The sequence below is a fragment of the Herbidospora sp. RD11066 genome (assembly GCF_054661255.1).
This window is the reverse complement of record NZ_BAAGDO010000002.1, coordinates 1,109,518-1,131,810: the sequence shown is the minus strand read 5'-3', so window position 1 is coordinate 1,131,810 and position 22,293 is coordinate 1,109,518. Positions and strand designations below refer to the sequence as shown.

General features: G+C 71.3%; 18 protein-coding genes. 7 read left to right on the top strand and 11 right to left on the bottom strand.

Going from position 1 to position 22,293, the window contains the following annotated elements; all coding sequences use genetic code 11:
- From ACYQ78_RS10755 to ACYQ78_RS10745, 3 genes are read left to right on the top strand one after another with little or no spacing between them, the layout of a single operon-like run.
- Entirely contained in the window at nucleotides 1–717 is a 717-nt protein-coding gene (locus ACYQ78_RS10755) for a GNAT family N-acetyltransferase (RefSeq protein WP_459800620.1), read from the top strand.
- Nucleotides 714–1,838: an o-succinylbenzoate synthase gene (gene menC / locus ACYQ78_RS10750; protein WP_459800619.1), complete on the top strand. Its 1,125-nt coding sequence runs from the start codon at nucleotides 714–716 to the stop codon at nucleotides 1,836–1,838. Before ACYQ78_RS10755 ends, menC begins: the two co-directional genes overlap by 4 nt.
- A gap of 22 nt (nucleotides 1,839–1,860) precedes the next feature.
- Nucleotides 1,861–3,465, top strand: coding sequence for a PucR family transcriptional regulator (locus ACYQ78_RS10745; RefSeq protein WP_459800618.1), 1,605 nt, complete (start codon nucleotides 1,861–1,863; stop codon nucleotides 3,463–3,465).
- 6 nt (nucleotides 3,466–3,471) lie between these two features.
- On the opposite strand, the gene ACYQ78_RS10740 is transcribed toward ACYQ78_RS10745, so the two are convergent.
- Genes ACYQ78_RS10740 through ACYQ78_RS10720 form a run of 5 tightly spaced genes read right to left on the bottom strand, consistent with a single transcriptional unit; the run spans nucleotide 3,472 to nucleotide 9,545 of the window.
- A complete protein-coding gene (locus ACYQ78_RS10740) occupies nucleotides 3,472–4,662 on the bottom strand; it encodes an ROK family transcriptional regulator (RefSeq protein ID WP_459800617.1) in 1,191 nt (396 codons plus the stop codon).
- A gap of 19 nt (nucleotides 4,663–4,681) precedes the next feature.
- Nucleotides 4,682–6,466: a glycoside hydrolase family 9 protein gene (locus tag ACYQ78_RS10735; RefSeq protein WP_459800616.1), complete on the bottom strand. Its 1,785-nt coding sequence runs from the start codon at nucleotides 6,464–6,466 to the stop codon at nucleotides 4,682–4,684.
- Nucleotides 6,463–7,290 (bottom strand): carbohydrate ABC transporter permease, encoded by an 828-nt coding sequence (locus tag ACYQ78_RS10730; RefSeq protein WP_459800615.1) that lies wholly within the window; start codon nucleotides 7,288–7,290, stop codon nucleotides 6,463–6,465. The genes ACYQ78_RS10735 and ACYQ78_RS10730 overlap by 4 nt, the downstream gene beginning before the upstream one ends.
- Nucleotides 7,287–8,201 (bottom strand): carbohydrate ABC transporter permease, encoded by a 915-nt coding sequence (locus ACYQ78_RS10725; RefSeq protein ID WP_459800614.1) that lies wholly within the window; start codon nucleotides 8,199–8,201, stop codon nucleotides 7,287–7,289. Before ACYQ78_RS10725 ends, ACYQ78_RS10730 begins: the two co-directional genes overlap by 4 nt.
- Before the next feature lie 3 nt (nucleotides 8,202–8,204).
- A complete protein-coding gene (locus ACYQ78_RS10720) occupies nucleotides 8,205–9,545 on the bottom strand; it encodes an extracellular solute-binding protein (protein WP_459800613.1) in 1,341 nt (446 codons plus the stop codon).
- A 162-nt stretch (nucleotides 9,546–9,707) separates the two neighbouring features.
- On the opposite strand from ACYQ78_RS10720, the gene ACYQ78_RS10715 reads away from it, so the two are divergent.
- Both ACYQ78_RS10715 and ACYQ78_RS10710 read left to right on the top strand, forming a co-directional pair.
- Nucleotides 9,708–10,244 carry a TetR/AcrR family transcriptional regulator gene (locus ACYQ78_RS10715; RefSeq protein WP_459800612.1) on the top strand — a complete coding sequence of 179 codons (537 nt, stop codon included), beginning with the start codon at nucleotides 9,708–9,710 and terminating at the stop codon, nucleotides 10,242–10,244.
- Between the two features lie 58 nt (nucleotides 10,245–10,302).
- Nucleotides 10,303–11,187 carry an SDR family NAD(P)-dependent oxidoreductase gene (locus tag ACYQ78_RS10710; protein WP_459800611.1) on the top strand — a complete coding sequence of 295 codons (885 nt, stop codon included), beginning with the start codon at nucleotides 10,303–10,305 and terminating at the stop codon, nucleotides 11,185–11,187.
- On the opposite strand, the gene ACYQ78_RS10705 is transcribed toward ACYQ78_RS10710, so the two are convergent.
- Nucleotides 11,131–11,532, bottom strand: a complete 402-nt coding sequence (locus ACYQ78_RS10705) for a RidA family protein (RefSeq protein WP_459800610.1) — start codon at nucleotides 11,530–11,532, stop codon at nucleotides 11,131–11,133. The genes ACYQ78_RS10710 and ACYQ78_RS10705 overlap by 57 nt on opposite strands.
- 60 nt (nucleotides 11,533–11,592) lie before the next feature.
- Between ACYQ78_RS10705 and ACYQ78_RS10700 the strand changes: the two genes are divergently transcribed.
- Nucleotides 11,593–12,567 carry a helix-turn-helix transcriptional regulator gene (locus ACYQ78_RS10700; protein ID WP_459800609.1) on the top strand — a complete coding sequence of 325 codons (975 nt, stop codon included), beginning with the start codon at nucleotides 11,593–11,595 and terminating at the stop codon, nucleotides 12,565–12,567.
- A gap of 53 nt (nucleotides 12,568–12,620) precedes the next feature.
- Here the strand turns inward: ACYQ78_RS10700 and ACYQ78_RS10695 are convergent, their stop codons facing one another.
- Nucleotides 12,621–13,220, bottom strand: a complete 600-nt coding sequence (locus ACYQ78_RS10695) for an ABATE domain-containing protein (RefSeq protein WP_459800750.1) — start codon at nucleotides 13,218–13,220, stop codon at nucleotides 12,621–12,623.
- A 111-nt stretch (nucleotides 13,221–13,331) separates the two neighbouring features.
- Between ACYQ78_RS10695 and ACYQ78_RS10690 the strand changes: the two genes are divergently transcribed.
- Nucleotides 13,332–14,720 carry a DHA2 family efflux MFS transporter permease subunit gene (locus ACYQ78_RS10690; RefSeq protein WP_459800608.1) on the top strand — a complete coding sequence of 463 codons (1,389 nt, stop codon included), beginning with the start codon at nucleotides 13,332–13,334 and terminating at the stop codon, nucleotides 14,718–14,720.
- Here the strand turns inward: ACYQ78_RS10690 and ACYQ78_RS10685 are convergent.
- The 4 genes from ACYQ78_RS10685 to ACYQ78_RS10670 all read right to left on the bottom strand — a co-directional run bounded on the left by ACYQ78_RS10685 (nucleotide 14,704) and on the right by ACYQ78_RS10670 (nucleotide 22,190).
- Nucleotides 14,704–15,558, bottom strand: a complete 855-nt coding sequence (locus ACYQ78_RS10685; protein WP_459800607.1) for a hypothetical protein — start codon at nucleotides 15,556–15,558, stop codon at nucleotides 14,704–14,706. The two genes, ACYQ78_RS10690 and ACYQ78_RS10685, sit on opposite strands and share 17 nt — an antisense overlap.
- Before the next feature lie 31 nt (nucleotides 15,559–15,589).
- Entirely contained in the window at nucleotides 15,590–16,246 is a 657-nt protein-coding gene (locus ACYQ78_RS10680) for a 2-phosphosulfolactate phosphatase (RefSeq protein ID WP_459800606.1), read from the bottom strand.
- 188 nt (nucleotides 16,247–16,434) lie between these two features.
- Complete coding sequence (locus ACYQ78_RS10675; protein ID WP_459800605.1) at nucleotides 16,435–17,862, bottom strand: FAD-dependent monooxygenase; 1,428 nt, start codon at nucleotides 17,860–17,862, stop codon at nucleotides 16,435–16,437.
- A 179-nt stretch (nucleotides 17,863–18,041) separates the two neighbouring features.
- Nucleotides 18,042–22,190 carry an nSTAND1 domain-containing NTPase gene (locus tag ACYQ78_RS10670; RefSeq protein ID WP_459800604.1) on the bottom strand — a complete coding sequence of 1,383 codons (4,149 nt, stop codon included), beginning with the start codon at nucleotides 22,188–22,190 and terminating at the stop codon, nucleotides 18,042–18,044.
- Nucleotides 22,191–22,293 lie beyond the last annotated feature (103 nt).

Below are 22,293 nucleotides of genomic sequence, written 5' to 3'. Positions count from 1 at the left end.
GTGCTGGTGATCAGGGATCTGCGGGACCTGTCCGACGCCCACGCCATGATCGACCTGCTCGTGGCGATCTGGGGCCGTCCGCTGATCACGGTGGAGTTCCTCCGGGCCCTGTCCAGGGCGGGCAACTACGCCGCCGGGGCCTGGGAGGGCGAGCGCCTCGTCGGCGTCTGCATCGGCTTCCACGAGGAACCGGCGGCCCGCACCCTGCACAGCCACGTCGCCGGGGTCGCGCCGGGCCTGGCGGGGCGCGGCGTCGGCACGGCGCTCAAGATCCACCAGCGGTCGTGGGCCCTGGCGCGCGACATCCCCACGATCGAGTGGACCTTCGACCCGCTGGTCGGCCGCAACGCCTACTTCAACATCGTCAAGCTGGGGGCGCTCCCGGTGGAGTACCTCACGAACTTCTACGGCGCGATGCACGACGCGATCAACGGCACCGACGACACCGACCGCCTGCTGGTGCGCTGGGACCTGCTCTCGCCGAGGGTCGTCGCCGCCTGCGAGGGAAAGCCGTTCGAGCCCCCGCCCGCCGGACCCTCGGCCCGCCGGGTCGCCGCGCCCGCCGACATCGAGGCCCTGCGTCAAGACGACCCGGCGGCGGCCGTAGCCTGGCGACGTCGCCTCCGCGACGACCTGGCGCCCCTGATGGCGGCCGGGGGCCGCGTCGTCGACTTCGACCGCGACCTCGGCTACCTCGTCGACCTGGAGAACCCATGAAACTGCGCGGAATCGAACTCCGCCGCCTCTCGATGCCGCTCGTCTCGCCGTTCCGCACCTCGTTCGGCACCCAGGTCGACCGCGACATCCTGCTGGTCAGGGCGGTCACCGACGCCGCCGAGGGCTGGGGCGAGTGCGTCGCGCTGACCGACCCGCTTTACTCGGCCGAATACGTCGAGTCGCAGCAGGACGTTCTGCGCCGCTTCCTGCTGCCCAAGCTCGCCTCGCCGGAGGGGACGGCCGCGATCGCCAGGTCGGGTGCGGGGGCGGTGGCGGGCCTGCTGCATCCGTACAAGGGACACCGCATGGCCAAAGCGGCCGTGGAGATGGCGCTCCTCGACGCGGAGCTGCGCACGCTCGGCCGCTCGTTCGGCCGCGAACTCGGCGCCGTGGCCGACCGCGTGCCCAGCGGAGTCTCGGTCGGCATCCACGACTCGATCCCGGCGCTGCTCACGGCGGTCGAGGGCTATCTGGACGAGGGCTACGCCCGCATCAAACTCAAGATCGAACCCGGCTGGGACGTGGAACCGGTCGCCGCCGTCCGCGACCGCTTCGGGGGAGATGTGCTCCTCCAGGTGGACGCCAACACCGCCTACACCCTCCGCGACGCCCGCCACCTGGCCAGACTCGACGCCTTCGACCTGCTGCTGATCGAACAGCCGCTGGAAGAGGAGGACGTGCTCGGCCACGCCGCCCTGGCCCGGCAACTGAAGACGCCGATCTGCCTCGACGAGTCGATCGTGTCGGCCCAGACCGCCGCCGCCGCGATCACGCTGGGCGCCTGCCAGATCATCAACATCAAGCCCGGCCGTGTGGGCGGCTACCTGGAGGCGAGGAAGATCCACGACCTGGCCGCCGCCCACGGCATCGCGGTGTGGTGCGGCGGCATGGTGGAGACCGGCCTCGGCCGCGCCGCCAACATCGCCCTGGCCGCCCTGCCCGGCTTCACCCTCCCCGGCGACGTCTCGGCCTCCGACCGCTTCTACCGCACCGACATCACCGAGCCGATCGTCCTGGTGGACGGCCACGTCACCGTCCCCACCGGTCCGGGCCTGGGCGTCACCCCCATCCCCGAACTGCTCGAACGCTTCACGACCGGTACGGAGTGGATCGGTTTCTGATCGCCGCGCCTATACTCCGGGCGTGAGTCAGCGACCGCGTGCCAGCCTCGGGCGGGTCCTCGACGACCTGGGCTCCACCCTCCTGGAACTCGTCGCCGGAGACGTCGACCACCCCGAGGGCATCAGCGCCCTGGTGATCTTCGACCCCTTGGACGAACCGGTCCTCGCGCCGCGCTCGCTGGTGCTGGGCGTGGGGGTCGACCCGGCCGGAGGCACCCTGCCGTCGCTGCTCCGCGCGCTCGGCGCCCACTCGACGGTGGGCCTGGTGGTCCGGGCCCCGGTCGCGCTGACCCCCGAGTTGCGGGCCGCCATCCAGGAGAGCGGCGTGGCCCTGATCGGCCTGCGCCGGGGCGCGACCTGGGCCCAGCTCACCGCCCTTCTGCGCGCGATGCTCGCCGAGGGCGACATCGGGGTGGCCGACCACGAGTCCCTCGGCGGCCTGCCGTCGGGCGACCTTTTCGCCGTCGCGAACGCCGTGGCCGCCCTCCTCGACGCCCCCATCACGATCGAAGACCGCAGCTCCCGCGTCCTGGCCTTCTCCGGCCGCCAGGACGAGGCCGACCCGTCTCGCGTGGAGACCGTCATCGGCCGCCAGGTCCCGGAACGGTACGCGGTGCGCCTCACCGAACTGGGCGTCTTCCGCGACCTCTACCGCCACCAGGCGCCGGTGGTCGTCCGCCCGCAGGACCTGGGCTACGAGGCCATCACCGTGCAACGCGTCGCCATCGCGGTGCGGGCGGGCGACGAGGTCCTGGGCTCGATCTGGGCCGCCATGGACGGCGAGGTCGACGCCGAACGCACCCAGGCGTTGCTGGACGCGTCGAAGCTGGTCGCCCTCCATCTACTGCGCCTGCGGGCCGGCGCCGACGTGCAACGGAGGTTGCGCACCGACCTGATCGGCACCGTCCTGGAAGGCGGCGCGGGCGCCCGCGACGCCCTCGCGCGATTGGGCCTGTCGGCCCGCCGCCTCGTCATCGTCAGCGCCGGCCTCCTGCCGGGCGACCCCCACACCGACCTGGAACGGCTGGCCGACGCGCTGTCCGTCCACCTGTCGGCGACCGTGCCGTCATCGGCCGTGGCGGCGGTCGGCGGCACGGTCTACGGCCTGCTCCCCGTCGTCGGCGACGCTCCCGAAGGCCGCGCGGCCCGACTGGCGGCCGACTTCGTCGACCGGGTCGACGGCAACCTCCACGCGATCGTGGCGGTGGCCCCGGCGGGCTCGGACATCAGCGCGATCGTCCACGGGAAGGCCCAGGCCGACCGGGTGCTGCGGGTGATACGCGAAGGCCACACCAACCTGCGGGTGGCCCGCCTCGACGACGTGCAGACCCTCGCTCTGGTCCTGGAACTCCGCGACCTGGCCGCCGCCCGCGACGAACGCCCGGCCGGCGCGATCGCCCGCCTGATGGACTACGACGCCCGCAACAACGCAGGCCTGGTCGAGACTCTGGAGGCGTGGCTGGACGCTCTGGGCGACGTGGCCAAGGCGGCCAGCGCCCTGTTCATCCACCCGAACACCCTGCGCTACCGGCTGAAACGCGTGACGGAGGTCGGCGAAATCGACCTGACCGACCCGGAACAGCGATTCGCCGCGATGCTCCAACTCCGCATCCTCGCCCCACGCTGAGTCAGGTCAGATCAGCAGCTCGAAGAGCTCTTCCTGGACGGATTTCAGCGCCAGGTCCAGCGCCCCCGCCAACACGGGATTACCCTCCAGCGCCGACAACCGCACCTGCGGCCGCGAATGGGTGATCGCGTGCAGCTCCCGTTCCACCAGGTCCCGCAGATACTCGCCACCCGCCGTAGGCAGCCCGCCCGCGAGGACGATCAGCCCCGGATCGACGACCGACGCAACGGCGGCCAGGCCGACCGCGAGTCTGGCCGCCACCATGCGCAGGCCCGCGCCCGCCTCTTCGGCCGCCAGGTCCGTGCCCTGGGCCAGGGTGACGGCCGAGGTCACCGCCCGGCGGAAGTCGGGGGCCTCGACGCCGTACGTTCGCAGGAGGTCGTGGACGGTAGGGCCGCCCACCAGCGCCTGGTAGCCGTGGTGGCCGAAGCGGCCGCCGTCGCGTGCGGTGGCCACGCCCGGGGTCGGCATGTAGCCGACCTCTCCGGCGCCGCCGAAGAAGCCGCGGTGCAGGCGGCCGCCTATCACCAGCGCCGAGCCCAGGCCCTCGTCGGCCCACAACAGGACGAAGTCGGGGCAGTCGGAGGCCGCGCCGTGGGCCTGTTCCGCCAGGGCCACCAGGTTGACGTCGTTCTCCACGTCGACCGCCGTGCCCAGGCCCGTGCGCAGGGTGGGGAGCAGGTCGGGGACCTTCCAGCCGGGCAGGTCCTCGTCGGTGGCGTAACTGAGCAGGCCCGTGGTCGGGTCGACGGCGCCCTGGACGCCGATCACCACCCGGCGCAGCGGGCCCGGCGGGCCCGCCGCCGCGATGGCCGACGCTAGGCGGTCGACCAGCGGGGCGGGGGCCTCCGAAGGGACGGTGACGGTGTGTTCGCCTCGGACCTGCCCGGTGATGTCGGCGACGCGGACGCTGATCCGGTCGCGGGTGACGTCGAGGGCGGCGACGTAGGCGGCGTCGGGGTTGATCCGGTAGACCTCCGCCGTGGGGCCCGGCTGGCCGGCGCGGATGCCGTCGGCGACCACCAGGCCCGCCTCGTGGAGGCGGGCCAGGAGCTGGAAGGCCGTCGGCTTGGACAGGCCCGTGAGCTCGCCGATCTCGGGACGCGTGAGCGGGCCGCGCTCCAGCAGGACCCGCAGGGCCCGGCCTTTGTTGATCGCCCGCATCAGGCTGGGGGTCCCGTGCAGAGGAGGCTTCACATCAACTCCGCGTGCGGGTTCATGACGAGATCAGGCTCAAAGCGTACAGCGCGATCGCGGCGAAATCGTCGGCCGGTTCGGAGGCCTGCCAGGAGCGGACGTCGTCCACGAAGCGGCTGCCGTGGCCGGTGAACTCGGCGTAGCGGTCCTTTCCGTCGGCGGGGCAGGGGGGCATCTCCTCGAAGTGGTCGCCGAGGCCGTCTTCGAACAGGTCGGCGCTGTTCGGGCCGTTGACGACGGCGCCGGTGGCGGGCTTGCCGGTGATGTTGAAGATCTGGTGGTGCGGGCAGCCGATGGAGTTGGCGCCCGCCCCGGCGACGAAGGACACGCCCCACGGGTTGGCGCCGAACGTCCAGTTGCGCTGCTGGGTGCCGAAGGCGTCGTAGGTGCGCTCGCCCGTCACCCGCTTGTAGAGACCGGCGGTGGCGGCCAGGCCGAAGGCGTGCGGGACGGCGTCGAACTGGTCGTGCTCCGCACCGGCGCGGAAGGGGTCGGCGGCGGCGCGTTCCGCGCCGAGGTCGAGCTGGGCCTTCAGACCGGCGACCAGGTCGGCCTCCGTCACGGCCAGGTCGAACGCGCGGGCGGCCCGGATGGCCTTGACGAGATCGGCGTGGGCCAGGGCGCTCACGTCGTACAGGTTCAGGGTGTCGCCCTGCTCCTCGTCGAGGTAGGCGCGGGCCCAGCGGGCGGCGTCGGCGAGCCAGCGGTTGGCCCGCGGGTCGCGCAGGCGCTGCGCGGCCAGGGTCATCTCGGCGGCGCCGAGCTGCATGTCGTCGCGCCAGACGCTCTCGGGGTAGAAGGCGTGCGGGAGCGAGGTCACGAGCTGGCCGACGTTCTCGGTCTTGGCCATGGCATACACCGAGGCGGCCTCGTCGAGCAGGCGGGCGGCGCGGCGGCGGTCGGGTTCCAGCTGGGAGGCCAGGGCGAAGGCGGCGGCGGTGCGGCCGGCCAGGTTGGGGCTGATCGGCTGGCCGGGGGCGGCGGCGCGGAAGACCGGGCGGTGCCGGATGAACTGGTGGCCCTCGGCGGTGTCGTGGTCGTCGGCCTCGGGGAGGCGCCAGATGTCGTGGTCGCCGACGAAGGTGCCCTCTTCGTTCCCGGCGCCCACGCCGACCTGGATGTAGAGGGTCTTGGACTTCTCGTCCCACATCTTGTCGAGATATTTCAGGCCGTGAGCGGCCTCGTCGCGGACGTCGGCCTTCCCGTCGCGCTGGGCGGCCCAGAGCATGGTGTCGACGTACGCGAGGATGTGGGTGAACTTCAGGTAGTCGCCCGCGTCGAACCAGCCGCCCTCGACGTCGACCGGGCCGCCGACCTTCTTCAGCTCACCCTTGGTCTGGTCGGTGTCCGGGCCGGTGAACACCGGCCAGTCGTAGACGGACGCCGCGCGGTCGTTGCGGTGGGTGGTGTCCCGCTGGATGCCGAAGAACCGCAGGATGTCGTGGACGGGAGTGCGCGACGGCGCGATCTGGAACTCCGACGAGACGGCGCCACCGGCCTTGATCCGGTAACGGCCGGGCGTGCGCAGCTTGGTCAGGTCGAGCTCGTAGACGTGCGGGTAGGCGCCGTTCCACGACCCCCGGTCGGCCCCCGCCTGCCCGGTGAACACGGTCTTCCCGCGGTGGTCGACCACGGTGAAGCGGCCCTTCCCACCGGCCGTCATCAGGTAGGCGTGCTTGCTCTCGTTCGGCCAGTAGCCCACCTGGTCGACTCTCACGTGGGACGGCGACGCGTCGGCCTGCGCCGGACTGGCCAGTACGGAGGCCATCAGCGTCAGCGCGAGGACCGGTCGTGAAAGTTTCACCCTTTGACTCCTGTCAGTGTGACGCCCTCGATGAAGACCCGCTGGGCGAAGAGGAAGACGACGATCACGGGCGCGGTCACCAGCAGGGTGGCCGCCATGGTCAGGTTCCACTGCACGCTGTGGAAGGCCTTGAAAGTGGCCAGGCCCAGCGACAGCGTCCAATTCTCCTGGTCCACCCCCGCGTACAACAAAGGACCGTAGTAGTCGTTCCAGCAGTAGAAGAACGAGAACAGCGCCACCGCCGCGATGGCGGGGCGGGCCATCGGCAGGATGACGGTGAACAGGATGCGCACATCGGAGCAGCCGTCGACCTTCGCCGCGTCGGTGTAGTCACGGGGGATCGTGATGAGGAACTGACGCAGCAGGAAGATCGAGAAGGCGTCGCCGAACAGCATCGGCAGGATCAGCGGCCAGAGCGAGTCGGTCAGGTCGAGACGCGCCCAGACCAGGTAGATCGGCACCGCGACGACCTGCGGCGGCAGCATCATCGCGCTGATCACCACGAGGAACGCCAGCTTCCGGCCCCGGAACCGGAACCGCGACAGCGCGTACGCCGCCGGGATCGACGACACCAGCATGAACAGCGTCGCGAGCGAGGCGTACACGAAGGTGTTGAAGGTCCAGGTGAGCAGCTCCGACCGGGCGAACACCTCGGCGAAGTTGCCCCAGTTCCACTGCTCCGGCCAGAGCGCGCTCGTGAGGGCCTGCTCGTCGGTCATCAGCGCGGTCAGCGCGATGAACACGATCGGCCCGAGGAACATCAGCGACAGCGCGATCGCCAGCGCGTGCTGGGCGATCCAGTAGAGACCGCGTCTGCGCGTCATGAGGCCGCCTCCGCGCGGTTGAACTGGCGCAGCAGCACCAGCGTGAACAGCATCGACACCGCGAACAGCAGCAGCGCGTGGACGCAGGCCAGCCCCATCGACCAGTCGCGGAACCCGGTCTGGAACAGGTGCTGCGGCAGCGTGAGCAGCGCGCCGTCGGGGTAGCCGGGCGTGAACGAGGTGCCCGCCGAGTCGGTCGCCCCCGACGCCACCCGGGAGGCGATCATCGCCTGGGTGAAGTACTGCACCGCGTAGATCACCCCGGTCACCGCCGAGAACATCAGCACCGGGGAGATGACCGGCAGCGTGATGTTGCGGAACTGCCGCCACGCGCCCGCGCCGTCGATGGCGGCGGCCTCGTACAGATGCTTCGGTACGTCGAGCAGCGCCGCCAGGAAGATCATGACGGTGTTGCCCGCGCCCCACAGCGCCAGCAGCGTCACGCTCGGCTTGGCCCACGCCGCGCTGCCGAACCAGTCGGGGCCGGTGATCCCGATCCACGACAGCGCCTGGTTGACCGGGCCGGTGGCCGGGTTCAGCAGGTAGACGAAGGCGACCGTGCCCGCCACCGTCGGCACCAGCGAGGGCAGGTAGAACAGGGTGCGCAGGACGCCCGACCCGCTCTTGATCTTGGTCAGCAGCTGCGCCACGCCCAGTGCGAACAGCACCTGCGCCGGGACCATGAACACCACGAGCCAGAGCGTGTTGAGCCCCGACTGGAGCAGGCGCGGGTCGTGGAAGGCGTAGCGCCAGTTGTCCAGGCCGATGAACTCCAGCGTGAACAGGTCGTAGCGCTGGAAGGAGAAGTAGACCGTGGAGATCAGCGGGTAGACGAAGAAGATCGCGATCCCGATGAGCCAGGGGGAGAGCCAGAGGAGGGCGCGGACGCCCTCCCCGCGCGTGGAGGCCATCGATCAGCCTCCGGACAGCTTCATCTTGTCGTCGATCCGTTTGTCGACCTCGGCCAGCCCGGCGTCGAGGTCCTTGACCGCGCCCTTCTCCCACTGGATGAGGAAGGTGGAGAAGGCGTCCTGGTTGAAGACGCTGTTGACGTTCGCCGGGAGCGTCGAGGTCTTCGGGTGGGCGAAGATCTTGAGGAAGGTGGCGAAGTTGGCGTCCTCGGCCAGGCCCGGGTCGTTCATGGCGGCCTGGGTGGTGGGCACGTTGCGCAGCGCGTTCGACAGGGTGACCAGCGACGCGGTGTCGGTGGTCAGATACTTGACCAGCTCCCACGCCTGCTGCGGGTTCTTGGCGCCCCTCGGCACGCCGATGACGGTTCCGGCGGTGAAGCCGCTGCCGTACAGGTCGGGCTTGGCGTCGGAGACGGGCAGCGGCGCGGTGCCGTAGTCGAGCGCCTTGGCCTTCGGGTCGGCGGCGATCATGGCGTTGCGCCACTCACCGTCGAGGACCATCGCGACCTTGCCCTCGAAGAACGGGTGCTCGGCGCCCCACTCGTCGCCCAGGCCCTTGCGGAACTTCTCCAGCTTGTCGTAGCCGTACCAGTCGACGAGCTCCTTCTGCCAGGTCAGCAGCTCCTTCCACGCCGGGTCGGAGCCGATGGCCGAGGTGCCGTCGTCGTTGTACCACTTCGCGCCGACCATGGGCCCGAGGTGGCTGGGGGAGTTCTCGTAGTACTGGAAGCTGGGGATGAACCCAGCCACCTCGATGTTCCCGTCGGCGTCGCGGACGGTGAGCTTCTTGGTCAGCTCGGTCAGCTCCGACAGGGTCTTCGGCGGCTCCTCGCCCTGCATGAGCGCCTTGTTGTAGTAGAGCCCGTACGCGTCGGCGAGCAGCGGCATCGTGCACCGCTTGCCCTCGAACTCCGTGTACGCGCGGGACGCGGCCGGCAGCACGCCCAGGTCGAGGCCGTCCTGCTTGATGACCGCCGTGAGGTCCTGGAACGCCCCGCTCTTGCACCACTGGGCGACGTTGTCGGTGGTGAACGACGCCGCCACGTCGGGCGCCTGGCCACCCCGGATCGCCTGGGTGATCTGGTCGTCCTGGATCCCCTTCTTCGTGGTGACCTTGATCTGCGGGAACTTCTTGGTGAAGCCCGCGATCGCCTCCTCGAACGCCTTGGTCTCGACGTCGGTCGAGAAGCCGTGCCACAACTCCAGCGTCGCGGGAGGCAGGGCGGCGGACGAGGCCGGATTGGGCGCCTGGGCCCCGAGCGAGGGCGGCGCCTCCTTGCCGGCGGTGCATGCGGTCAGCGTCAGGGCCAGACACCCGGCGGCCGCGAGAGAGATGAAGCGCACGTGGTTTCTCCTCAGACCCGTCGTGCACGGAAAGTTAGTAACATTTCCTAACTTTCAATGGACCTTAGGTCTGGCCACTATGAGGGTCAATGGGCGACATCAACTCGTAACCGGGGGAGTCGGGAAGGAGTCCTTACGATCAAGGGTCACTAGGCTGGCCGGGTGACCAGACCCCGCTCCGACGCCGCCCGCAACCGCGCTCTGGTGCTCCGGGTCGCCCGCGAGCAGTGGGAGGCCGGCGATGAGTCGCTCCAGTTCAACCACCTCGCCAAGCTGGCCGGGGTCGGCGTGGGCACGGTCTACCGGCACTTCCCGACCCGGCTCGCCCTCCTGGAGGCGCTGACGGCCGAGCGGTTCCGCGACCTGGTCGCCGAGGCGCGGTCGGCGGCGTCCGCCGACGATCCCGTGGCGGGGCTGGGCGATCTGCTGCGCTCCATCGTGGGCCGGGCGGTGGCCGACCCGGGGTTCGCGGCCGTGCTCGACGCGCCCGACGACGCCGATCCGGAGACCTCGGCGATGAAGGCCGAGTTCGGCGCGGCGGCGGCCGAACTGCTCGTCCGGGCGCGGGTCCGCGCGGATGTGGACGCGCGCGATGTGGTCCATCTGGTCTGCGGCGTCGTCCATGCGATCGGCGTGGCTCCCGGCCGGTCCGAGCTCTATCTGGACGTGCTTCTCCAGGGCCTGCGCGAAAGCGGATAGCTATCCGCTTCGTGCTACCGTACTAAGCGGATGGTTATCCGTTTAGTGGAGGCATGCCATGATTCGACGCGCAGTGGTGACCGCCGGAACCGGCGGCATCGGCCTGGAGACCGCGATCGGCCTCGCCGCGACCGGCCACCACGTCACCGTGGTCGGCAGAGACGTTTCCCGCGGCCGGGCCGCCGCGGAACGCATCGGCGGCGCGACCTTCGTCCAGGCCGATCTTTCCTCTCTGGACGAGGTCCGCGCCCTGGCCGCCCGGCTGGCCGATGACGGCCCGATCGACGTGCTGGTCAACAACGTCGGCGCGATGTTCCCCGACCGCACCGAGACGGCCGACGGCATCGAGGCGAGCTTCGCGGTCAACCACCTCTCGCCCTACCTGCTGACCGAACTGCTCCTGGACGTCGTCAGGGGCGGCCGGATCGTGAACGTCACCTCGGGCGCCGTCCGGGCGGCGAAGAACGTCTTCGACGAGGTCGACCCGCCCGGCGGCTACTACGGCTTCCACTGGTACGGCAGGGCCAAGCTGGCCCACCTCGCCTACACCCTCGACCTGGCCGGACGGCTGCGCGGGACCACCGCGGTCTTCGCCGCCGACCCGGGCGGCGCCGCGACCCCCATGACCGACGGGACGATGCGCTCGCCCCGGATCGTCAAGCCCGGCTACCGCCTGCTGTGGCCCCTCGTCCGCCGGGTCTTCGAACGCTCGACCTCGGGCCCGGCCTCGGTGGCGGCCCGCCCCTCGTTGGCCGCCGCCACCGATCCCTCGCTGGAGACCGGGCTGGTCATCGGGCCGCGCGCCGTTCCCGTACCGGCCTATCGGCCGAGCCTCGACCCGCGCACGGTCCGCGCGGTGCTGGCCCTGACCGAGCGGGTGATGTCGTCACGCCACGGCGGTCCCCTCCAGCTCGACCAGCAGGTCGGGGATCGCCAATCGTGACACCCCGAGCATCGTCGTCGACGGCGCCACCCGGGCCGCGCCCAGCCGCCCCGCCAGCACGCCGTAGTGCTCGAAAAGACGGTCGACGTCGGTGGTGTAGACGTTGAGCCGCACCAGGTTGGCCAGCGACATGTCCGCCTCGGCGAGCACGGCCTCCAGGTTGTCGAGGGTCAGCGCGAGCTGCGCCGCCATGTCGTCGGGATGCTGGGGCTTGCCGTCGCCGCTCATCGCGGTCTGCCCCGAGAGGTAGAGGGTCCGGGTGTGTCCGGAGACGAGTTCGCCCTGGTTGTAGCCCAGCCCGGTCGACCAGGCCCACGGGTTCACCGCGGTTCGCTTCGTTGTCATGACGATCAGCCTGTCGGGGAATCACGACACCCTGTGTCGTGTATTCCGTAGAGTTTCCGGATGCGCGCCGACCGGCTGGTCTCCCTGGTCCTGCTGCTCCGTCAGCACGGCCGGTTGTCGGCTGCGGCGCTCTCCCGCGAGCTGGAGGTCTCCACCCGCACGGTCCTGCGCGACATCGAGGCGCTGTCGGCGGCGGGCGTCCCGGTCTACGCCGAACGCGGCCGCCACGGCGGGTTCGCGCTGCTCCCCGGATTCCGCACCGAGCTCACCGGCCTCAACCACGACGAGGCACTCGCCCTGCTCGTCGCCGGATCGCGGCGCGGCGCCCAGGCGTTCGGCCTGGGTTCCGCCCTCGCCTCCGCGATGCTGAAGGTGGTCGACGCCCTCCCCGCCGGCTACCGCGCCACCGCGGCCGGAGCGGCCGGCCGCCTGCTCATCGACCCGGAGACCGACCTGCTGTCCCGGCGCCTGGCCGACGAGGAGGCCCCCGACGCCGTCGTGGCCGAGGTCCTGCGCGCGGTCTTCGCCGGCCGCAGATTGAAGATCCTGTACGAGGCCTTCGGGCAGACGCCGGAATGGCGCACCGTCGACCCGATCGGCCTGGTGACCGTGCGCGACAAGGGCTACCTGCTCGCCACCCGCTCGGGCGCCGACCGCACCTACCGCCTGTCCCGCATCTCGGCCGCCGAGGAACTCCCCGAACCCGCGCAACGCGCCGACCGCGTCGACCTGGACCGGGCGTGGCAGGAACGCAGCACCCGCTTCCGGGCGGGAGGCGACCAGGTGACCGTGCTGGTACGGCTGAATCCGGCCCGGCGCGAGGAATTGGTGGCTACCGCCTTGGCCATCCGCTTCGAGGAGACCGACCCGGACGGCTGGCTCCGCCTGGAAGCGGACTTCCAGGACCGGCGGCATGCGGAATGGGCGTTGTGGCAACTCGGCACGAACGGAGAGGCCCTGACGCCACAGTGGCTCCGCGACACGTTGCGCGACCGCGCAGCGGCGATCGTCACCCGCTACGAGGCGTCCATCTGATCTCGGGATTTGCGGGGCGTTGCTTCGGCGGCGGTTCCCGGCCTTTTGAGCGCCTACGGCGAGTTTCCGGCCGCCAGGTTTCGCCCGCGCTCGGCCTGCTCAGGTGCCCCTGTTCCGTCGTTCTGGCGGTCGCGCATCGCCCTCATCGCCGCGCGGGAGGCGCAGCGCTGGGCGCAGTAGCGCTGGGTGCCGTTGCGGGTGCGGTCGAGGAAGCCGTGGCGGCAGGGCGCGCTGCAGCAGGCCTTCATCCGGGGCCACCGCCCCTGCTGGACGATCTGGTCGGCGGCGGCGAGCACCGATCCGAAGACGCCGGCCGCTCCTCGGCGCTGGCCGGCGGACTGTGATCCGTCGGCGGTGAGGACGACGCGGATCGGATAGAGCTCGCCCGCGTGGGCCAGATGGCGCTCGGCCGCCCTGACCTCCTCCTCGGTGACATCCGGGTGGTCGTTGTGGCTCAGCAGCAGGGTGAGCAGGGCGGTGCGCAGTTCTCGGGCCGCGAAGGCCTCGGACTCGCTGATCGTCTCGTCAGTGGGGAAGCCGTGTTCGGCCGCCCAGGCCGCGAAGTCGGCGGCGTCGCCGAACCGCTCGACGTGGCCGCCCTTTCCGTCGAAGCGCGTGTTGACGAAGCTCAGCACCGTTGACGCCGGAACCATGGTCACGGAGGAACCTTACCTCGTTTCCGTCTGGTAGATCACATTGTCCGAGCCGGGAGGTGTTCTGTTATGGTCTAGTTGAGTTAGATCCTCACTCAACCGGAGGGCTGCATGATCGACCAGGAGACCTCGGCGACGGTCGTCGGGGCGCCGTCGAGGCGTCGGTGGGCCGTGCTGGCGGTGCTGGCCGCCGTGGCGTTCATGGCGCAGCTCGATCTGTTCATCGTCAACATCGCGCTGCCCGCGATGGCGCGGAGCTTCGACCAGTCGGGGCTCAACGACCTGTCGTGGGTGCTGAACGCGTACGCGATCACCTTCGCCGCCCTGCTGGTGCCGATGGGACGGCTGGCCGACCACGTCGGCCGACGCCGCCTGCTACTGATCGGTGTCGCGGTCTTCGTGGTCGCCTCGGTGATCTGCGCCGTGGCCCCGACGCTGCCGGTCCTGGTGATCGGGCGGATTCTCCAGGCGGCCGGTGGCGCGATGATCGTGCCGACGTCGCTCGGACTGCTCTACCCGTCGTTCCCCAAGAACGAGCACACCCTCGTGGTCGGCATCTGGGCCGGGGTCGCCGCGGTCGCCGCCGCCTCGGGCCCCACGGTCGGCGGGCTGCTCGTCGAGTTCGACTGGCGCTGGATCTTCCTGATCAACGTCCCGATCGGGGCCGCCACGATCGTCGCCGGGCTGCGCCTGCTGCCCGAGAGCCGCGCCGGCGACGGCGCCCGGCTGCCCGACGTGGTGTCGGTGATCTCGCTGGTCGTCGGCCTGGCGCTGCTGACGTTCGCGCTGGTGCAGAGCTCGGTGTGGGGCTGGGCCGACGCCCGCACCCTGAGTCTCCTCGCGGTCGCCGTGGCCGCCGGGATCGTCACGCTCCGGCGGTCGATCGTCCACCCGCACGCGCTGATCGAGGCGCGGCTGTTCCAGAGCCGCCAGTTCACCGTGGCGACGGTCGCGCTGTTCCTGTTCTTCCTGGCCTTCTCCGCCTGGCTGCTCCTGACGGTGCTCCTCCTCCAGGACGTCTGGCACTACGGCGTCATCCAGGCCGGTCTGGCGATCGCCCCAGGCCCGATCATGTCGGGCCTGCTCGCCGTCAACGCCGGACGCATCACCGCCCGCTTCGGCCGCCGCAACACGGCCATGGTCGGCACCCTGCTGGTCGCCGCCGCCGGGCTGTTCTGGTTCCTGGTCACCCCGTCCCACCCCGACTACGTCGCCGGCCTCCTGCCCGGACTCATCGTCGCGGGCAGCGGCGTCGGCATGACCCAGGCCCCGCTGTTCGCGACCGCGAGCACCCTGCCGCCCGACCGCTCGACCACGGGCAGCGCCGTGCTGAACATGTCCCGCCAGGTCGGCAGCGCCATCGGCGTCGCGGTCCTGGTCACCCTCCTGGCGGCGGGAGACGGCTTCGACGGCTACCGCAACGGCTTCCTGTTCATCGTCATCGCGGCCCTCGTGAGCAGCGCGTCCCTCGCGGCGGAGCGCCTCAGTCCACAGGCGTGAGGAAGCCCGTCAGGAGGACGCGGCCCTCTCCGTACTTCTCGTCGACCTCGCGCTGCCGCTCCGGCGTCGCCACCCAGACCGTGATCTCGACCTGGCCGGTCCGTTCGTTCGAGCCGGCCGAGACGGCGCCTTCGATCTCGTCGAACGCCCTGTCCTGAAGGGCCCACAGGTCGCTCTGGCTGCGCGGGGCCGCGGCGAGGCACAGCGCGCCGCCCCAGATCTCCCGGATCGCCGGTTCGTGGACCTGCGGATCGCCGGTGAACAGGAGGGTCAGCACGACGCGCTGAGGATCGTTGGCGTACCGCTCGACGGACCTCACGTCGCCGGGGTCGTAGCCCTCGATCTCCTTCAGGTAGCTCTGGTCGAGCGAACTTCCGGCGTACCCGGGGATCGACTGAGCTCGTGCGAGCGCCGCGTCCATCGTCTTCTGGGTCACCTTGGCGGGGTCGGCGGGACGCCAGCCCCCCTCGGGTTCCGGGCACGGAGTGGTGATCGGCGTGTCGTCGGGCGGCGAGGCCGGCGGCTCGGGGGAGCGGGGCGGTTCGGTGAGGGTCAGGCGCTCGCCGTCCCAGGTGCCGACGACGTGGTACAGCCCCCAGCGGGTGCCGCGCTCTTCGGTGTGCCGGACGGCGGCCCAGTCCCATCCGACGACGTCGGGGCCCTGGCACTGGGGCGGGAACGATTCGGCGACCATCATGCAGAGCTGGGGCCCGTGCTTCGGGTCGGACAGCACGGTGGCGTCGGCTTCGTACCGTCGCTCGGTGGCGGTGGTGTCGGCCGGCGCCGTCCCACAGGCGGCGAGCACCGCGATGGCGGCCAGGGGCCACAAACCTCTCATGCCTCCGAGACGGGTGGAGATCGTCAGAGGTTCAGTGCCGTGGACGCAGCACCATGAGCGGACCTTCCAGCGCCGCCACCATGGCGAAGGGAAACCGGTCGAGCTCCAGGCAGAGCGAGACGTCGTCGGGATGGACGCCCTCGCGCACCCCCTCCCTCAGCTCGAAGGCGGCCCGTGACTCGGCGGCCCGCCGGAGATAGCCGGCCGCGGGGCCGGTGGCCCCCCGGGCGATGTACTGCGCACATGCCAGATCCTCATCGGCCCGCCCGTCCTCACCGGTCACGACGAAGGTGACGCGCTCGTGCGTCCGCAGCATCCGGACCGTCGCCTCCGCCACCACGAAGCTCGCGCACAGCACCAGATCGGCGTCCTTGACCGCGAGGGCACCGACCGTTCCGGCGGTTGTTTTCTGTACGACGGTGCGACCGCCGAGATCGATGGATCGCAGCAGTCCGGGCGAGTTGACGGCGTCGAACCCGGGCGCGGGCGGGCCGTCCTTGATCGCGGCCCAACCAGGGTGGCGGGCCTTGAGCGCCAGGGCGTCGTCCAGCGACGCGGCAAGAACGATCTTCTCCGCGCCTCGGGCGAAGGCCCACGCGGCGACGGTGAAGGCACGCATGACGTCCACGACGACCGCGACTGACGGGGGTTCGGCCAGGTCGGGGATACCGAGGAAGCGAGCGTCCATCCGGGTCATGATCGCAGGCATCGGGCGCGGAGTTCCAGGTGCTCGCCGATAGTGGCCTGTCCGTCCCGCGGGCCAGGACGTGGTCACGATGGCGAGGTGGCGCAGACCGCCGACATCGGCGCCGATCAACTCGTGGTGCTCTTCGGCCGCTGCTTCGGCGTCAGAGCACCACGGTTAGTTGTGGGGGATCAGTCGGTGGGCTCGCCGAACCAGCGGGAGAGGTGGACGTTCAGGTCCTGCTGGTCGTCGCCGATCCAGGCCACGTGGCCGTCGGGGCGGAGCAGGACGCTGAGGGCGTCCAGGGCGGGAGTGGGATCGGGCAGATGGTCGACGCGGTCTGACCAGCCGTCGACGGTCAGGTGTTCGGTGCGGTCCAGGAGGAGGGGGCGGCCTTGGTGCAGGTGGCTGTAGAGGGTGCCCTGTTTCAGGGCGAGGTCGGGGAGGCGGCGGCCGAGGAGGTCGGGGCCCGCGCCGAAGTCGTAGCGGATGTCGATCGCGGTGATCTTCTTGATCAGGTGGCGGTTGACCTCGTCGAAGTCCATCAGTTCGGTGAGCAGTCTGCGGACCGCCTGGGGGCCTGGTTCGGGGGACGACAACTCCGTCTGGGCGCGGGTGTTGTCGAGGACCTCCGCAGCGACCGGGTGGCGTTCGGCCTGGTAGGTGTCGAGTAGGCCCTCAGGTGCCCGGCCTTGGATCTGGGCGGCCAGCTTCCAGCCGAGGTTGAACGCGTCCTGGACGCCCAGGTTCAGGCCCTGACCACCTGTCGGCGGGTGGATGTGCGCGGCGTCACCGGCCAGGAGCACCCGCCCTACTCGGTAGCGTTCGGCCAGCCGGGTGGCGTCTCCGAAACGGGACAGCCAGCGGGGGGAGTGGGCGCCGAAATCCGTACCGGCGAAAGAGAGCAGTTGCTGTCGGAAGTCCTCAAGGGTGGGTGGTTCGGTGCGGTCGCTGACTCCCGCCGCCGGGATCAGGACGCTGTAGATCCCCTCGCCGAAGGGCCTGAGCCAGAACCGCTGAAGGGTTCTGCCGAGGTCGGCGGCCTTGGCGGCGATCTCCTCCGGTGGCGCGCTGAATTGCAGCTCGCCCATGAGGGTGTCGTTCCGTGAAGGCTCGCCAGGGAAGCCGACGCCGAGCAGTTTGCGGACCGTGCTGCGCGCGCCGTCGCAGCCGACCAGGTAGCGGCAACGGAGCCGTTCGCCGTCGGCCAGTTCGACCGTCACGCCTTCGTCGTCCTGGGAGAATCCGGTGACCGCGTGACCGCGCCTGACCTCGGCGCCCAGTTCGGTCGCGTGTTCTTCGAGGAGGCGCTCGATGACCGGCTGGGGGATGCCCAGGAGGTAGTCGTACGGGGAATCGAGGCCCTGGGGTGCCGGTTTCGGGATGGCGGCGAAGAAGCCCGCGGCGGGGCGGCGGCGGCCGTGGGGGAGGAGGCGGTCGAGGAGTCCGCGCATCGCCATCAGTTCGAGGCTGCGGATGTGCAGCCCGACGATGCGGACGAACGATGTCGGCTCGGTTTCCTTCTCCAGGACGAGGACCCGCACGTCGTGCAGCCGCAGTTCGGCGGCCAGCATCGCGCCGGTGGGGCCGCATCCGGCGATGATCACGTCGTAGTGCATAGGTGGTGCCTTTCGGGAGTGCCTGGTCTGCGGCGCTCCCGGCGACACCTACGTCGATCGCCCGACCGTGATGGGAAGGGGGAGCACCCACGTCGATACGTTCATGGGTCTCACCTCCTCGGGCGATGTCGCGGTCGCCTGCAAGCTACAAGCCCGATCACCACCTCGTCCAACCCTTTTCAGCAGAGCTGCCGGTAGAGCTCGTCCGGCAGGTATCTGGACCACTCTTCCTCGGTGAGGGAGCCGCCGGCGACGGCGCAGATCCCGGTGGGGGTGGCGATGTCCCACAGGCGGGCGGTGGCGTCGTTGCTCACGGTCGCCAGCGTGGTTCCGTCGCGAGTGAAGGCCACCAGCTGGACGGTGTCGGTGTGGCCCGCGAGGGGCGCGCCGATCTGCTTCCCGGTGGGGACGTCCCACAGGCGGGTCAGGCCGTCGACCCCGGCGGTGGCCAGTGTCGTCCCGTCGCGGCTGAACTCTGCGGAGGCGACCCTTCCGCCACCGGCGAGAGGTGTGCCGAGCTGCTCGCCGGTGGCGACCTCCCACAGGCGGGTCGTGTCGTCGAGACCGGCGGAGACCAGTGTCGTCCCGTCAGGACTGAAGCCCACCCAACTGACCCTGCCGACATGGCCGGCGAGAGGTGGGGTGAGCTCCTTGTGGGTGACGGCGTCCAGCAGTCGTATCGTGCCGTCGCGTTCGGCGGTGGCCAGCGTCGTTCCGCCGGGGCCGAACGCCACGGTGTCGATGGCCTCCGGGCCGCTGACCGGTTGGCCGATCTGCCTGCGGGCGGGGACGTCCCAGATGCGGGCTTTGCCGTCGGCGCCGGTCGTGGCCACGCGGGTGCCGTCGGGGCTGAACCGTACCGATGAAGCCAGGTATCCGGTCCGGAGGACGGCGCCGGCCGGGCGGCGGGTGCGGACGTCCCAGCGATGGATCTCTCCCTCCGATCCGGCGGTGGACAGGATCGTGCCTTCGGGGTCGAACGCCATCGCGTAGACGGCACCGGCGTGGTCCGGCAGGGTCCTGCCGGTCTGCTCGCCGGTGGTGACGTCCCAGAACCGGACCTTCCCGTCGGCGCCCGCTGTGGCCAGGAGGTCGTGATCGTCGTCGTGGGCCATCGCGAGCACGTAGCCTTCGTGGCCGCCCAGCGGGGGGCCGATCTGCCGGTGGACGCGGGTGTCCCAGCGGCGGACGACCCCCGTGGTACCCGCGGTGATCAGCGTCGTTCCTGCGGGGTCGAAGGTCATCGCTTCCACGGGACCGATGCCATCGGCAAGGGGGGCGCCGATCCGCCTGCGGGTCGCGGTGTCCCACAGTTGCACGGTGTCGTCGCCGGTGACGGCGAACGTGGCGCCGTCGGGGCTGAACGCGACCGCGAAAAGCGCTCCCAGCTCGGTGGAGACCAGGTCGCCGAGCCGCTTCCGGGTGCGTACATCCCAGAGAAGGAGTGTGCCGTCGGTTCCTACGGCGCACAGCAGGCCGCCGCCGGGGTGGAACGCCAGGGCCCGCACGTTTCCGGTGTCGCCGAGGGGACCGGCTCCGACGCGCTTTCCGGTGGCGACGTCCCACAGGACGACGGAACCTCCGGCTCCCGCCACCGCCAGCGTCCCGCCGTCACCGCTCAGGGCCGTGGCGGCGAGGGCCCGGCTGCGACCGACGGGCGGGCCGGTCGGCCGCAGGGTGGCGACGTCCCACGACCGGGCGGTTCCGTCGGTCGCGGTGGCGACCACCGTCGTGGCGCCGGGGCCGAACGCCACCTGGCCGGAGAGGTCGACGTCCTCGCTACGCAGGGTGCCGGCCGGCCGCTGCGTCGCGAGGTCCCAGAGCCGGACGGTCCGGTCGGTCCCCGTGGTGGCCAGCAGGCCGCCGCCGAAGGCCACTCCCGAGACAGGGCCGGCGTGGCCGGTGAGAGGTGCGCCGATCTGCCGGTGGGTGGGGGCGTCCCACAGCCGGGCGGTGCCGTCCGCTCCCGCCGTCGCCACCCGCTTGCCGTCGGCGCTGACGGCCACCGCCCTGACCGCGTCGGTGTGGCCGGTGAGGACGCCTCGGAGCGGTGAGGCCAGCGCGTTGCGCACCGCGTGGCGGGCCTCGTCGGTCTCGGCCCGGTCCCAGGCCGTCAGGGCCAGCCTCGCCGAGGCGACGGGGTCGGTCTCGGCGAGGGTGACGCTCTGCACCGACAGCTGCCGCGACAGCGCCTCCAGCCGCCCGGTCTCGGCCTCGTCCGCCGACCTGACGGCGAGGACCGCCCCGGTCACGGCGACGAGCGCCAGCACGGTCGTCCCCGCGACGACCAGCCGGGTCAGCCGCCTGCGGCGGACGACGGACCGCTCGGCCTTCACGGCGGCCCGCTCGCACGCGTCGAGGAAGTCCCGGGCCGTCTCGCCGACCGGGGGGAAGCGTCCGGGATGGGCCGTCCAGACATCGCGGGCCGCGCGTAGGGATGCCAGCCGGACGCCCCGGTAGAGGAAGGACGCGTCCCTGCCATGGGCGTCCCAGACGGCGGCGGCGTCCGTGAGCCGGCCGTGTTCGGCGTGGACGGCCTGGTCCTCCCGCAGCCAGTCGCGGAGCCGTGGCCAGGCGTGCAGGAGGCAGTCGTGGCTGATCTCGGCGTCCGTCGCGGTGAGCACGATCAGGCGCCGGGCGGCGAAGGCGTTCAGGACGGCGTCCACGTCGGCCCGGTCCGGCGGCTCGGCCCGGCCCAGCCGCCGCCGGGCGAGGTGGCCGTCGTGGGACACCTGCGTCATCTGCCGGAAGAGCCGCCGCGCCAGCGCCTGCCGGTCGGGGGAGAGACCGTCGAACACCGCCTCCGCGCTGGTCTGGACGGCGAACTCCACGCCCCCGCCGCGCTCGTATCCCCGGAGGGTGATCCGGTCGCCGTCCCTGTTCTCCCAGGTCATCAGCATCGCCTGGGACAACAGCGGCAGTGCCCCCGCCTCGTGGACGCTCGGGCCGAGCTCGTCGAGGATGGCCTCGCTCAGGCCCGGCTCCAGGGTCAGACCGGCCGCCGCCGCCGGGCCGGTGATGGCGAGCCGCAGTTCGGACCGGGTGGTCCGGCCGACGACGAACTGTCCGTCCATCAGCGCTTCGGCTAACACGGGATGGTCGGCGCACCGCTCGGTGAAGTCGCCGCGCATGACCAGGATGACCAGGCCCGTCGGCCGCGCGACGATCGAGGCCAGCGCCGTGATGAACGCCTCCCGTTGCGCGGTTCCGGCGAGGGTGAAGACCTCCTCGAACTGGTCGACGACGATCACCAGGCGCTCGGGGGCGCCCTGGGTCAGGAGGCACTGCCGCACGAGCAGATCCGCCCGGCCGGGGCGCTCGGCCAGCGCGTTCATCGTGGTGACCGGGTCGAGCCTTCCGGCGGCGGACAGGTGGGCGGCGAACTCGTCCAGGGGAGTCGCGGTCGGGGTGAACAGCAGGCGCGGCCAGGTGTCCGACCCGGCCGCCGCCAGCCGCCCCCGGGTCAGCGCGGGCAGCAGCCCGGCCCGGACGAGGGACGACTTGCCCGCACCCGACGCGCCGGTCACCATCACCAGCCCAGGGCCGGTGAGCCGCTCGCCCACCTTGCCCACCAGCCGGGCGGTCAGCTGCTCGCGTCCGTAGAAGATCGCCTCGTGGTCGGCCTCGAACGGCAGCAGCCCCCGGTACGGGCTTCCGTTCTCCCATCGCACCGTCTCGGGGTCGTGGCCGCGCACCCGCCGCAGCCGGGCCAGCTCGTCGCGGATGAGGACGAGCTGGTCGGACCGGTGCCGGGCCTGGTCGCGGTCGTACCGGAGCTCCGCCGCCTGCCGCCGGAGCTCGGACAGGGTCTGGTCGGCGGTGTCCTCGAGGCCGGTGAGCAGGAAGCCGAACTCGGAGAACTCGGCGCTCAGGTCGGTGAACGCGCCGGCGATCTGCGACTGTAGCGCCCGGTCGCCGGTCTTGATCATCGCCTCCAGTGTGAGACCGGCCGCGTCGATCTCGCGGAGCACTCCGGCGATCTCGATCCGCAGCTCTTTGGCCTGGGCCGAGCCGGTGTCGAGCAGCTGGGCGATCCGCGTGGTCAGCTCCTGCTCGGCCACCTCCGGTTCGGGTTTCTTCGCCCTCGCGCGTAGCGCGGTGATCGAGTCGCCGATCACCTGGCTGAGGATGTTGACGCCCACTCCGGCGACGACCTGGGCGAGGGCGACGTCCGGCGCGTCCAGGGCCAGCGGGGTGAGCGCACTGGCGCAGAGGGTGGCGAGCAGCAACGGCGGCGTCAGCCGCAGCGCTCCGTCACCCGCCTGCCGGACGACGGCCGCCGCCACCCTGGCCCGCGTGTCGCGGGACTGCTCGATGTCGGCCTCCACCAAAGCGACCTGAAAGCACGTGTTTCCGCCGTAGCAGAAATATCACTTTTCGTGGTCGTTTGGTGGCCGATTCGATACGCCGGTGGCCCTGCGGGGGCCACCG